Genomic DNA, 14,185 nt, shown 5'->3' on the forward strand with positions numbered 1-14,185 from the left:
TTGAAAAAATTAATCACCATAATAGGCGCCAGGCCGCAGTTCATTAAGGCTGCTGCAGTGAGCAGGGAAATCCGTAATTCAGGTACAATAAAAGAAATCATTATCCATACCGGTCAGCATTTTGATGAAAACATGTCTTCGGTTTTCTTTAAGGAAATGGATATACCAACACCGGATTACCAGCTTGAGATTAACAGTCTTACTCATGGGGCCATGACTGGCAGGATGATGGAATCAATCGAGAAGATTCTTGTCAGTGAAAAACCTGATATTGTATTAGTTTACGGTGATACAAACACCACACTGGCCGGTGCTCTCACAGCCAGGAAACTTGACATTCAGGTAGCCCATGTGGAAGCCGGTCTCCGGTCCTTTAACATGAAAATGCCCGAAGAGGTAAACCGTATAGTTACCGACAGAATTTCAGATATTTTATTCTGTCCTACTGATACCGCCATCCGTAATCTGAAGAACGAAGGTTTTGATCATTTCAGCTGCAAAATTGAAAAATCAGGTGATGTTATGTATGATGCAGCCCTGTTTTATGGTGCCATATCCCATGAACGATCGAAAATTATAACTACTCTGGATCTGAAAAAAGACGAATTCATAGTTTGCACCATTCACCGCCAGGAAAATACAGATTCCGTACAAAATCTTCAGAATATCATAACCTCCCTGAATAAAATTAATAAAATTAAGAAAGTCGTTCTTCCTCTTCATCCGAGAACCCGCAAGATCATGGAGGCAGGCGGACTGAACCCTGATTTCAACGTTATTGAACCATTAGGGTATTTTGATATAGTTGAACTGCTTAAACACTGTTCGCTAGTAATAACCGACAGTGGTGGAATGCAGAAGGAAGCCTTTTTCTTTGACAAATTCTGTATCACTGTCCGGAATGAGACCGAATGGACTGAACTTGTGGATAACGGTTACAATTACCTGGCCGGTCCTGATGAAAGTAAAATCCTGAAAGCTTATTCTGAAATTCAGAACCGGACATTTGTGAATCATCATCATTTCTACGGACAGGGCAATGCAAGCCGGAAAATCATCGAAGCGATTTCCTGAAAATCTTATTCCTGTACTTTCTTAAAAATTCCATGCCTCTTTGAATTTCTATAGGTTCAAAGAATCGTACCATTATAAGCAGAAAAGGGTACGAAATCATTAAAGCTGTTTTGAATGCAAGGCGGGCCAATAAATTCCAGTCATCTGAAATGATTGAAATAAGATACAGGATAAACCCGATGAATATTAAAACAAAGAGGTTCTTAAGTTCATACGGGATGCTGTATTTTCGCTGTGCAACGAAATAAAAGAGTAAAAACATCCCGATTTGAGAAATGATAGTGGATGCTGCTGCACCATAAAGAACGTATTTTGGAATCAGCAGCATGTTCATCCCCAGATTGAATAAAGCGGTTAAGGCTATCAGAGTTCCCATGGTAAAAGAACTCTTCGTGATCTGCAATCCGATCAGCACATTTTCCTTCATCATCACAAAAACCATGGAGAAGGCCAATATCGGAACTATTTCTGCCGCTTTCCAGTATGACATATTGGAGGAAAAAACTTTGATGATTTCAATACTGTAAATTGAAATTCCAACAACGGTCAGCATCACTATGAGCGCACTGTAGTTCATGCTTTTAGAAATAAAACGCTTCAGATCTCCGTCACCCAGTTTCTTAAAGAAAATTGGTACGAGTGAAAGCTGAATGGAAGTGATAACAACTACTTTGATAGTATTTGAAATCCTGAAAGCCAGAGTGTAGGTACCTACAGCATCCAAATCAGCCAGGTAATTCAGGGAATACCTGTCGATTGTATTTAAGAGCACGGTTGATACAGCAGCCAGCATCAGGGGAAATCCGTAGCCCAGCATATTAACAAGTTTCTGAAATTCAAATTTCAGGACGCTGTTTCTTATAATATCCCTTGAAATCAAAACCAGTCCTGTTAATTCGCCTATCAGCGTAGCTTCATAAACACCCAGAACGCTCCTGTGCATTTTAACAACAAGAAAAACAGTAACCGATAAGGTAACGAGGAGTTTTATAACACTGATGGTGGCATATTTCAGCGCTTTTTCCTGCAACCTCAGCAACATCATTGAAACAGTTGTCAGTATATTTACCGAAGCACTGGCAAACATAATCCAGACAAGCCTTCCGTAATCCGGTGAATCAAAAAGCAACCCGGAAAGCTTTGTAGAATATCTGTATACAAACAGAAATGTAATAGCACACAAAAATCCGTTTAATGCAATTACAGTAAAATGCATCGATTTTTGTGAATCTTTGTGCTGAGGGTCAAAATACCAACGTGCAAGTGACTGATACAAGGCAAGCCCGAAAACAATAATTACAAGTTGGTAAGAAATATCCATTATGCCCAATACACCGAAATCCGTTTTTGACAGATACTTGTAGTTTGTATATATAGGAATAAGTATTACTCCGATTAGCTTGATGGAAACATTGGCAAATCCGTAAATGATTGTACCCTTGGCTGCTGATTTAATATTGTCAAGCATAGTATTGAGAGATCAATTTCAGATAAGATTCGGTTAGCGGTTTCGAAGTGATTTCCCACATGTTGTCTCTTGCGATATTAACTGCCTTTAATTTCACAGAATCTGCAATACCGGGGTTCCCATGGATTTCTTTTATTATACGGCATAGTTCCTCGATATTTCCATATGGAACAGAAAATCCAATCTGATTCGATTCGACAAATTCTTTCATTTTCTTTGCCTCACTGACAATTATTGGCTTTCCCATTGCGGCATACTGATAGATTTTAGTCACAATAGTATTGTTAATTTCAAGGTTATCCGCCCTGGGCACGAATAAACACACATTGCTGGCGGCCACATACGATGATAATTTCTCAATAGGAACAAAACCGGCCAATTCGGTCACATCTTTAACGTGATATTCCTGTATCAGTGATTTAAGGTCAAATGCCCTGTTTTCCTTGCCAGCTAACAGAAATACAATTTCCTTTATTTCATTTTTCAAGCGTGCAAGTGCCTTCAGGATAAAATCAATACCTCTCAAATGATCAAATCCACCGGCATAAAACAGTACAAACCTGCCGGAATATCGTTCAATGATTTCACTATCTACCTTATCAATGTTAAAATTGCCAAAGGAAGGAGTATTTGGAACAGTGATAATTTTATCGGGTGAAATTCCGACCCGGTTAATATAAATTTCGCGTAACGGTTCAGCTACGGTTATAACAAGATCCGCCCTTTTCAGATATTTTTTCTCATATGGTTTCCAATAGCTGAAAGGTCGGAGTATTAATCTTCCGCAAAGATTTGTATAGTGTTTCGTCCTCACAATCCAGTTGCTGTAAAACTCATGCTGATCACATACCAGTTTGCACTTATACTTCTGAGCTATATAATACCCGGTTTTAGCCAATGGAAGATCATGTATATGTATGGCATCATATCTTTCCTGCGTGAACAAACTTGTCAGATAACGCTTCCAGTACAGGAAATAAAACGGGTGCAGCAATATGGCTGCAGAACTTTTAAACATCAGGCGGGAAATCTTTCTTCTGTAAATCGTATATCCGTCCTTATTTTCTATTGGTTCTCTTCCGTTAAGCGTATAGGTGGCAATCGATACGGAATGCCCGGCCTGAACAAGTGTGATTGCTTCTTTTTCCACCCGTTCATCAGGAGGAAATTCCTTGTCGAGAACCATTAGTATTTTCATAAATCCACGATAATATTACTATTCTTCACTTTTAATGACTGAAATGATAAAGTCGACTTCTTCATTCTTCAGTTCATAATATAAGGGAAGACGTATAAGGCAATCCGAATACCAGTCTGCATTTTGTAACGACTCTCCGGTGTATTTATCCTTATAATAATCAGATTTATGCAGGCTCAGGTAATGAAATACAGCCAGGATTCCCTGTCTTTTCAATTTGTTGATCAGTCTTTGCTGTTGCTCATGGTTATTGCAAACCAGGTAAAACATGTGGCCATTGTTTGTGGCATAATCCGGAATAAAAGGAAGCATTATGCCCTGTTCCGGAGCCCAGTCAATCAATCCATCATAATACCTGTTCCACAGCGCAACGCGTTTTTGCTGAATTCTATCAATACATTCGAGTTGTGCCCACAAATACGCTGCAATGATTTCAGACGGAAGGAATGAAGACCCAATGTCGACCCACCCGTATTTATTTACTTCACCCCTGAAAAATTCAGCACGGTTGGTTCCTTTTTCCCATATAATTTCAGCTCTTTTTAGGTATTGCTCATCGTTGATGGCAAGCAAACCGCCTTCACCTGAATTTATGTTTTTGGTTTCATGAAATGAAAAAGATGAAAGATGCCCGATACCTCCCAATTGCCGGCCTTTATATTGTGAATCAATCGCCTGGGCAGCATCTTCTATTACAACGAGGTTATACTTTCCGGCAAGATCCATAACCTTATCCATATCGCAGGCAACCCCGGCATAATGTACCGGCACTATTGCCCGGCTGGCTTTTGTAATAAGATGCTCAATATGGTCAGTATCCATACAGGGATGATCACTCCTGCTGTCAGCAAAAATTATCTTTGCTCCTTGTCTTACAAAAGCTAATGCAGTGGATACAAATGTATATGAAGGTACTATTACCTCATCGCCCGGTTTAATATCGGATAGTATGGCGGACATTTCAAGAGCATCCGTGCAGGAAGTAGTAAGCAAGGTCTTTGTGAATGCATACCGTTGTTCGAAAAAATTCTGGCATTTTTTGGTGAAGTCCCCATTACCTGAAATTTTCCCCGATTGAACAGCCTGTTCAATATATTTCGTTTCATTGCCTGTTAAGTATGGCTTATTAAAAGGAATCATAGTTCTGCTCTATAATGATATATATACCTGATGGATTCCACAGAATTAAATCCCATCCTGAGATGAAAATTAAACGATTCCATATTATCCAGCGAAAAAGGCACCCTGCAATGGGTGACTGATTTTTTACCCAGCCAGTAGGAGAATGCCTGTTTCCATAAGTTCCTCCCGATTCCCGCACCCTTATAAACCGGATTGGTTCCTATTAATGAACAGGTTCCGGTTTGATTCACCGCATCGGTCTTAATCAGATGGATTCCCCTGATATGTCCATCAACTCTGTTGACAATTACTCCGTCGCAAAATGATCCGTTGAGCGCATTATCCACCCATGTTCTGTATAGACTTAAAGCTTTTTCTTTCCCTATCGCTGGTTCGCGGTAAAACCTTGAGACCTTTGCAATGCTTTCAGCAATCTCATAACACTCATTTAATTCATCCCGATTTAAGGAAGTATTGAAATCAACTGGCACAATTTCAGATTCAGAATCCAACAGCAGCCTCATGGTAACCTGGATATCTGTTAATTGCAAATCTGAAGAAATAACACCTTTATCGGACACGTCATTTACCTCGCGGAAAACATAAACAAGTTTGAATTTTTCCCTTGTTGCCTGCTCATTGAATTCTTCATAATTGAAAGAAGGATCCACGCTGATTCTTCCAATTTTAATTCCAAAAAAGACTGAATCCCAGTTTAAAGTTTCTATTTCCAAAATGCAGTTAATTTACGTGAAACACCTGCTGCCATTCCAAAGTAATTCTGTCGTGTGATATGAAATTTTCCGTTTTTATAATATTTTCTGAAATGGTGTCTGAATCTACTTCTAAAAGGTTTTTAGTATCTCCTGAGTATAGTAATTCAATAGTATCATAAACTGTAATTTCGTTTTCCTTAAATAACGAATACAACGAATTATCACTCCTGATATATACTTTTTTGCCAAGATACAAAAATGAAATAATGTTTCCCAATCCTTGCTGACGTTGATGATTCATGATCAGCACATCAATTGTTGAAATATAATTTGCAAATTCAGTACGGTTCATGAACCTGGTTTCAGGAAAGAAGCGATTTCCTAGTACAGATTTACCCAAGTCAATGATTTTTTCAGCATACTTCATATCACCATAGGATAACAAACAATGGAAATGAAAATTGGCCGCTTTTTCATACTTCCCGAAAAATTGTATTAATTCTTCAAGGTTATTTGTTGGATTTGCTGAATTGCCTAGCTGAATGTTAACAGTTTCATTATCTGAACGGTTCCTGAGCGATTTTAATAATTCGAAATCGGTTGGCACCGGGTACCTGCATTTTATTAAAGGAGCTTTTGTCTTGTAGTGGTTTACAACATATTCATAATCACCTGATATAGGTGAAATAATGGTTTCCAGCTTCCGGATCAATATGGCTCTGATTACTTCATAGAGCCTGTTGCTCAATGTTTTTTTACAATACCTGAACCAATAAGCATCATGTCCCCACACAAACCAGGCAGCTTTTTGCATGTACTTTCGATGCCTATACCAAAATAAAAGTGATCGGGAAACAGGAAATGAATGAAAAATAATCTTACTGCTTTTTTCAAGAAGCAGTGGCAATTGTGATATGAGTTCCTGTCGGCTTTCTATAAACCGGACATCAATCCCTGTTTGATTTACTTTTTCAGCATTGGCTCTATTTCTGAAAACCACCAGATGTTCTGACGGGTCAAATTCATCAGCAAGCAACCGGATAAATTCAAGTGAATATTCGGATACCTGCGTAAATAGATGAAGAATCATTCAAAAATATTTTTATTCTGGGCTTTGAGCGACTACAAAATTAATCTTACTTTACAATAAAAAACTGTATGAATAAAATTACCAATAAAATGGTCATCCATTACGGGATGCCTGTTATATTATTCTTCTTCATATCTGTTGCTTATTTCATCCCTGATGTCCTCGAAGGAAAAAAACTTAACCAGCATGACATCATGCAGTTCAAAGGTATGTCAAAGGAAATATCGGACTACAGGGAGAAATATCATGAAGAGCCTTTGTGGACTAACAGCATGTACGGCGGAATGCCAGCCTATCTTATATCCACCAAATATAAAGGAAACATCCTGAAACAAGTTCATGCGGTTTTTACTTTGTTCGGTTTCCGTCCCGTAAGTTTTGTTTTTCTTTACCTCCTTGGAGCCTATTTAGCATTACTCCTTATTGGAGTGAATCCCTGGCTGAGTTTCGCCGGAGCCCTGGCGTATGGTTTCTCATCCTATTTCTTCCAGATTATCCAGGTGGGGCATGTTTCAAAAGTTCTTGCCCTTGGATATATGCCTCCCATTATTGCCGGGGTATATGTAGCCTTCAGGGGAAAACATATTCTGGGAAGCCTGTGTGCCGGAATTTTCCTGGGATTGCAGATCCTGATGAATCATATTCAGATCACCTATTATACATTCCTGATCCTCCTTATCCTGGGTATTGTCGAACTGGTAATTGCCATCAAAAATAAAACACTGGCAGCTTTTCTTAAACCTTTTCCATGGCTTGTTCTTTGTGTTGTCCTGGGGGTTGGTGCCAATTTCAGCAGTATTTATACAACGTATCAATATGGAAAATATTCAATCCGTGGCCCTACAGAACTGTCTTCTGAAAAAGCAAACAGAACTTCAGGACTTGACAAGGATTATGCTACACAATACAGCTACAGCCCTGCTGAAACTTTTAACCTGATGATCCCTAATTTCATGGGGGGCAGTTCAGGTGGTGAATTAAAGGAATCATCCCACACCTATAAATTTCTTAAATCGAATTACGGAAATCCTACTGCCCGCAATTTTATCAAAGCCGTACCCTTATACTGGGGTGATCAGATTCAGACTGCCGGACCGGTTTATATAGGAGCGGTTATTGTTTTCCTGTTTATCCTTGGTTTATTCCTTGTTCGTGGTCCTGCAAGATGGTGGCTGGGCATCGTTACCGTTTTTGCCATCTTCCTTGCATGGGGAGATCATTTCAAAGCTTTCAATTTTTTCATGCTCGATTATTTCCCGGGTTACAACAAGTTCAGAACAGTATCCATGACCCTGACAATGGTTGAATTCACAATGCCCTTCATGGCTGTCCTTGTCCTCAGGGAAATCATATTTGGTGATATTCCGAAAAAAGATTTCATGCGCGGACTTAAGTATTCATTTTTTGGCCTGGGCGGATTGATTGTATTCCTTATTCTCATCGCCGGATCATTCAATATGAGCACGCCCTATGATTCACAGCGACTGCAGGGGATACAGGGGCTGATAGATGCAATCGAAATGGACCGCCTTTCCATACTCCGTGCCGACGCAGTTCGCTCACTTTTGCTCATCAGTCTTGCAGCTGCACTTGTATATTATACCTGGCTTAAAAAGCTTAAGTTTAATATGGTCATCGTCCTTCTTTCGCTTTTGATCCTGGTTGACTTGTGGCCTGTGGATAAGAGGTATCTTAACAGCAGTAATTTCATGACAGTTAAGGAGGATAAAAATGTATTCAAACCGACTACTGCCGACCTTGTCATTCTAAACGATAAAGATCCGGACTTCAGGGTGTTGAATGTTTCTCTGAGCCCCTTGCAGGACGCGACAACCTCCTATTATCATAAATCCATTGGCGGTTATCACGGAGCCAAAATGAGAAGATTCCAGGAATTATATGATAATAATATTCAGAAAGAGATACTGTCTCTTTATAATACGCTTCAACAGAAGAGCCTGACGATGGCATCCATCGACAGTACTCTTGCGGGGGCCAATGCGCTCAATATTCTGAATACCCGGTACATTATTGTTAATCCTGATGCACCTCCGCTGGTTAATAAATCAAAGCTCGGAAACGCATGGTTTGTTGATGAACTCAGAGTTGTAGCGAATGCCGATGAGGAAATCAAATCAATTTTAGAAATTAATCCTGCCCGCCAGGCTGTGGTTGACAAACGTTTCAGCAATTTCGTTGAAGGGTTCAAACCTGAAAAAGATTCATCAGCCAGTATCAAACTGGTTGAATACAAGCCTAATTATCTTAAGTACTCTTCAACATCACAAAAAGAACAACTTGCTGTTTTCTCCGAAGTATTCTATGATAAAGGATGGCAGGCTTATATTGATAATAAACCGTCTCCTCATTTCAGGGCTGATTATTTGCTCAGGGCTATGCGGATTCCGGCCGGCAGTCATATAATTGAATTCCGGTTTCATCCGGCAAGCTATTATGTGGGCGAGAAAATTTCGCTTGCCTCATCGCTGATCCTCATTTTATTGCTTATAGGAACAGCCTGGTTTGAATACAAAAAGAAGAAAACCGATCAATAGCGGTCAAGCCAGCGGTATCTTCGCGCTGTATCACCGAATTTTGCAGTGATGCAGATCTCGTGTGAACCAAAAGTATAGCGGGAGATACCGTTGAAACCATAATCATACGAGTAGCCGAAGTAATACTTAAGCAATTTTACTCCGGCCATTATCACAATATCCCCACTGGTGCGGCCTGATACACCGAACCAGTACTGACGGTTATAATAAGCCTTTAAAGTGACCTCTGCCTGGACCTGGGGTTTCTCTGACATGACTATAAGCACCGAAGGCTGCCATTCCCATTGCCTTCTGCTGGTGAACATATAATCGCCAAGAAAGTAATACTGCCTTAACAACCTGGTTTCTTCCGATTCCTTGAAGTCGCTTCCGTTGCCGATTTTAATTTTCGACTGGAAAAGTTGGCAGGCTGCAACGCCTAAATGATATTTTTCAGTCATGTAATTGATTCCTACGTTGGCATCAGGAATTAGTGTTGATTTTCCTATAAGGCCATTAAGTACATCAATATCGGGGTTTTTTAACCTTGCCTTTTCCGCATCAATCCTGTACTGAAACACATTTCCGGTTAGTCCGAAAGATAGCTGTGCATTATTAATAAATATGTGATAGGCATAACTGAACTGACCGCCTGTTCTTTCAATTGCCCCGTTCACATCATGATAAACGAGTCCTCCTAACCCGATTCGTCCTTTGGTTGATTTTCGGAAACCTGAGCCACCAATTCCACCCCTTACATTCATTGTTTTTTTCAGAATACGACCTTCGAGGCTTAATGCATATGAGTTAGGGGTATATTCGGAAAATCCAAGCCATTGCTTTCTGGCAGCAAGATTTACAATTGTGCGGCCATCATAACCGGCAACGGCAGGGTTTACAATAAATTCGTTTGAAAAATACTGGCTGAACCGGGGAAGTTGCTGGGAACTTGCAGGACAATAATAGACCATAAGCATCAATATGATGCTTAAAAAGTAAATCATTCTATTGCTCAATAACGCTATCCTTGTTAGAATGGGCAATATTTCAGGTATTTGGTTAATCGTATATAATACGATAACCGGACGAAAAGGTTGTCTTATTCAGAATTGGCGCGGCTAACGGATTATTGTAACAATTCCCTTCAACGGAGGATTGTCATCTGCAGTATTCAGATCAATGATATAATAATAGGTATCCACAGGTAACTGCCTGCCATGACTGTCCTCACCATTCCAGTCCTGCGGACAACCACCCGTACATTCAAATACCAGGTTGCCTATACGGTCGTAAATTTTTATACTGCCTTCAGGATATACCTGGCTGAACTTAACCTCTGATCCGTCTTCAGTCATGTACCTTATTTCCCAGAAGTCGTTTGCATTATCATAATTCGGAGTGAATGCCGTGGGAAGCTGGAGACAATTATTGTGCAATGCCCGTAACCTGAAAATTGTATCGGTTTCACAATTCATGGCATCTTTAACATGTACTGAATAAGTATCTTCCCTTAAACCGGAAATGATCGAGTCATGTTCCTGGTCGGAATAATCCCATTCATAACTGTAATCACGTGTGCCTCCTGAAACCGATACCGAAAGAACGCCATTCTGCCAGTCAGGACAGAATGGGTAAATGGTATTGGACTCATCCAGTGAAATTCGAAGCTTATCCGGTTCACTGACACTTATTATGGTATCAGCCTGGCAATCCTGGTTATCTTTTACAGAAATAGTATAAGTGCCTTTTTGAACGTCAGTAACCGTTTCGCCGTTTACGGGATTGCTGTTCCAATAATACGAGTAAGGATAGTTCCCGCCTTCAGCACTGAGCTCTACAGATCCGTCTCCCCCTCCGGAGCAGGACGGATCAGTTATGATGAACCCGGCTTTTAGCCTGTCAGGCTGAACAAGTTCGAAGGTGGCCATTCCTTCACAACCGTCATTGTCTGTAACTTCAACCGTGTAGATGCCTGCCGCCAGGTTTTGATTCAGATCTGTCTGAGACCCTCCGTTAAGCCAGTTATATTCGTACGGAGGAACGCCATCTTCAGCAATTGCTTTAAGCACTGCATCAGCCGACTGGTAACATGAAACCGGCTTTTCAATATTAATTGTAATACCCACCTCGGTATTCTGCGAAACTGTAACAGTATCCGAAATAAGGCATGAATTGTTATCAGTAACTCCGATAATATATTCACCCGGATTCAACCCGGTAATTTTGGCACTTGTGCTGTCATTACTCCAAATATAGGAATAGGGTGCGTTACCTCCGCTTACCAGGGCCTCTGCGGTTCCGGCGACAAGTCCGGTACAATTCATGTTTGTTTTTTGAACTTCAAGCTGCAGTTCCCCGGGTTCATTCAGTAAAGCCGACCATGCAAGCGTACAATTGTTGGCATCCGTAATATTCAAATGGTATTGTCCTGCCGGCCTGTTAACCAATAATGCCGTATTATCGGGTAAAGGATTATTGTTATAGGTCCATACATAGGCATAACCCGGTGTTCCGCCAGCAATTCTTATATCAATCTCAGCATCTTCATCTCCGGAACATCGTACCGCATAACCATTGAAATCAGATATACCGGCCGAATCAATTGTTAGCGGATCCGGTTCAGTAAGAGATATGGTATCTTTAAGTTTACAGTTTAGTGCGTCGGTAACTGTGACTTCATAATCTCCTGCTTTCAGATTATACCTCTCATTTGAAGTGGTTGAATTATCAAGCCATTTATAATGATAGGCAGATACACCGCCGGAAACAGTCAGCTTAATGAAGCCTGTCCCGTCGCCAAAACAATTCAGATTGTAATTACCTGCATTCGACAATGAAACCTCATCTGATATAACTATTCTTTCCGGACTTGTCAGGTTAAACGTATCTGCACCTGTACATCCGTAAGAATCAGTAATTGTGACTCCATAACTTCCTGCTGCCAGGCTGGCCTGGTTCCTTGCGGCCGGATTTTGCACAGTTCCGCCGGAAATGCTTTCCCATGCAAATTGATACGGTTGATCAGCATGACCGCCACTAATATTATTAAGTGTTATGCTTCCGTTACTTTCACCATAACAGGTGACGTTGTAACCGCCCGTATATTGCAGCAAACTTGCCCTGTCTATTCTAATGGAATCCGGAGCAATCATTTCCACAAAACCATCACCGGTACATCCGTTTTCATCCTCATAGGTAAGATTGTATAATCCTTCAGGGACAAAATCAATGGAATCATATATTTTATTATGGGTGTAGGTGGTGTCAAAACCGGTTTCATTACAGGTCCAATGATAGGTGATAGTGAGTGATGTATCTGCATTTACCGTATACAGCATACCATATTCGTCTTTGCATTTGATTGTATACTGTTTGTTATCCGGAGTAAAGCCATAGGTATGGTACGACATTGGCGTTACTTTGGTATTCGTAGGCAGTGAAATAATCGTATCTCTCCTTATACTGCACCCGTTGGTATCGGTAATATTTACCTGGTAAATACCTGCAATAATATCAAAGAGGGTGTCTTTTTCGGCGGACATTTTCCTTTTGAAATCTCCAGGCAACGTTTCCCATACATAGGTATACTTTTCAATACCCCCGTGGGTATTCATGCATATAATACCATCACCAGCCTTACAGCTTTTTAATTTGCTGATTTCTTTAAAATAATTGGTGAGTATAGCGGGTTGAGTAAGTGTAAATGATGAATCATCGCGGCATGCAAGCTTGTCGGTGATTATGATCGAGTAATTTGCCGCAGCCAAACCGGCCAGGTCTCTTGAATGCCATTGCCTTGCGCCGCTTTGCCATGTATAACCTAAATCAGAATCATCATATCCGGGGAAAGCAGATATACCACCTCTCGGAGCCAACCGGATGGAACCGTCTTTCGAACCGAAACAACGAATATTATTACCACCGATGTAAGTTGAAATGGTATCAATCACAATCTTTAACTCAGGTGCAACCCATACATATACGGTATCCGGCATGCCGGGACACTTTTGTGAACCATTGTAACCCGACAGATAAGGATACACAACATACATCACCCTTTGTGGAATATCAGAATGATTAATCAGAACGTCATCAAGCAGTTCTCCCGGGATAAGATTGATAGTATCCTGTGACCTGTTAATTTCGATCTGCGACGAATTATAAAATGTCTTGTACATCAATTTAACAGGTTGCAATGAGTTGGTTACAGAATATGTAGCAATATCTGTTTTCAGATTGGTACATATGGTATCCAGGTACGGTGTAAGATCAACTTTAGGTACCGGTTCAACCCATACAATTGATGTATCGGCTCTGCCCGGGCATTTCTCAATTCCGTTTGCACCGGTATTATAAGGAGTAATTATGAAAAGTACCCTCTGCGCCTGGTTTGTTGTGTTTTCAATGTAATCGGTTATAGCATTTGGATTAGACATCGCCGTACCATTACCCGGAACCACGTTCACTCCTGCATTGTGAACAGTAATGTACCTGAAAAGCACAGGCATGGTTGGCACAGTATTACTTTGCAGGCTTATATTGACATTTTCTGCTGAACAGATTGTATCCAATTGCGGATTCAGTATTATTGTTGCAGTTGGTTCTACCCAAACATAGGCCGTATCATTGATGCCGGTACACTTTTCTCCTTCATTCGAAGCATTGCGGGTGTAGGGTGTAATGATAAACTTAACCAATTGTGCATTGTCCGTGGTGTTTACAATGGTATTGGTAAGGGTGTAATCATTCGGCAGCGGGTTGGCAGAAGCCGGGGTTACGGTCACTCCTGCCGGTGCTTCGGTCACATAACGGAACCTCACGGGGCGTGTCGGTACGGTCGGGCTGTGCAACAGGATATTTACCGCATCGCCGTTGCAGACCGTGTCAACTTTAGGAGTTACTCCGAGCTTAGCTGTCGGTTCTACCCAAACGTAGGCCGTATCGTTGATGCCGGTGCACTTTTCTCCTTCATTCGAAGCATTC

9 protein-coding genes are annotated in these 14,185 nt (G+C 40.8%); 2 read left to right on the plus strand and 7 right to left on the minus strand.

The window, feature by feature from the left end:
* Positions 1–1,074 carry a UDP-N-acetylglucosamine 2-epimerase (non-hydrolyzing) gene (wecB, locus tag VK179_10245; GenBank protein HLO59112.1) on the plus strand — a complete coding sequence of 358 codons (1,074 nt, stop codon included), beginning with the start codon at positions 1–3 and terminating at the stop codon, positions 1,072–1,074.
* On the opposite strand, the gene VK179_10250 is transcribed toward wecB, so the two are convergent.
* From VK179_10250 to VK179_10270, 5 genes are read right to left on the minus strand one after another with little or no spacing between them, the layout of a single operon-like run.
* Complete coding sequence (locus VK179_10250) at positions 1,055–2,542, minus strand: oligosaccharide flippase family protein (GenBank protein ID HLO59113.1); 1,488 nt, start codon at positions 2,540–2,542, stop codon at positions 1,055–1,057. The genes wecB and VK179_10250 overlap by 20 nt on opposite strands.
* The gene (locus tag VK179_10255) at positions 2,535–3,740 is read right to left on the minus strand and encodes a glycosyltransferase family 4 protein (protein HLO59114.1); all 1,206 of its coding nucleotides are present in this window, start codon (positions 3,738–3,740) and stop codon (positions 2,535–2,537) included. Before VK179_10255 ends, VK179_10250 begins: the two co-directional genes overlap by 8 nt.
* 18 nt (positions 3,741–3,758) lie before the next feature.
* Complete coding sequence (gene rffA, locus VK179_10260; GenBank protein ID HLO59115.1) at positions 3,759–4,880, minus strand: dTDP-4-amino-4,6-dideoxygalactose transaminase; 1,122 nt, start codon at positions 4,878–4,880, stop codon at positions 3,759–3,761.
* Entirely contained in the window at positions 4,877–5,596 is a 720-nt protein-coding gene (locus VK179_10265; protein ID HLO59116.1) for a hypothetical protein, read from the minus strand. The genes rffA and VK179_10265 overlap by 4 nt, the downstream gene beginning before the upstream one ends.
* Before the next feature lie 7 nt (positions 5,597–5,603).
* Complete coding sequence (locus tag VK179_10270; GenBank protein HLO59117.1) at positions 5,604–6,668, minus strand: TDP-N-acetylfucosamine:lipid II N-acetylfucosaminyltransferase; 1,065 nt, start codon at positions 6,666–6,668, stop codon at positions 5,604–5,606.
* A 68-nt stretch (positions 6,669–6,736) separates the two neighbouring features.
* Between VK179_10270 and VK179_10275 the strand changes: the two genes are divergently transcribed.
* Positions 6,737–9,223 carry a YfhO family protein gene (locus tag VK179_10275; GenBank protein ID HLO59118.1) on the plus strand — a complete coding sequence of 829 codons (2,487 nt, stop codon included), beginning with the start codon at positions 6,737–6,739 and terminating at the stop codon, positions 9,221–9,223.
* On the opposite strand, the gene VK179_10280 is transcribed toward VK179_10275, so the two are convergent.
* Both VK179_10280 and VK179_10285 read right to left on the minus strand, forming a co-directional pair.
* The gene (locus tag VK179_10280; GenBank protein ID HLO59119.1) at positions 9,217–10,206 is read right to left on the minus strand and encodes a type IX secretion system membrane protein PorP/SprF; all 990 of its coding nucleotides are present in this window, start codon (positions 10,204–10,206) and stop codon (positions 9,217–9,219) included. The two genes, VK179_10275 and VK179_10280, sit on opposite strands and share 7 nt — an antisense overlap.
* Positions 10,207–10,320: 114 nt before the next feature.
* On the minus strand, positions 10,321–14,185 hold a 3,865-nt coding region (locus tag VK179_10285; protein HLO59120.1), incomplete at its 5' end, for a gliding motility-associated C-terminal domain-containing protein.

This window comes from Bacteroidales bacterium (assembly GCA_035299085.1).
In the GTDB taxonomy this organism is placed as follows: domain Bacteria; phylum Bacteroidota; class Bacteroidia; order Bacteroidales; family UBA10428; genus UBA5072.

Bases quoted from the DNA above. Each gene is read 5' to 3' on its own strand.
- VK179_10250 (HLO59113.1), bottom strand. From the start codon at position 2,542: ATGCTTGACAATATTAAATCAGCAGCCAAGGGTACAATCATTTACGGA.
- VK179_10255 (HLO59114.1), bottom strand. From the start codon at position 3,740: ATGAAAATACTAATGGTTCTCGACAAGGAATTTCCTCCTGATGAACGG.
- rffA (HLO59115.1), bottom strand. From the start codon at position 4,880: ATGATTCCTTTTAATAAGCCATACTTAACAGGCAATGAAACGAAATAT.
- VK179_10270 (HLO59117.1), bottom strand. From the start codon at position 6,668: ATGATTCTTCATCTATTTACGCAGGTATCCGAATATTCACTTGAATTT.
- VK179_10275 (HLO59118.1), top strand. From the start codon at position 6,737: ATGAATAAAATTACCAATAAAATGGTCATCCATTACGGGATGCCTGTT.
- VK179_10280 (HLO59119.1), bottom strand. From the start codon at position 10,206: ATGATTTACTTTTTAAGCATCATATTGATGCTTATGGTCTATTATTGT.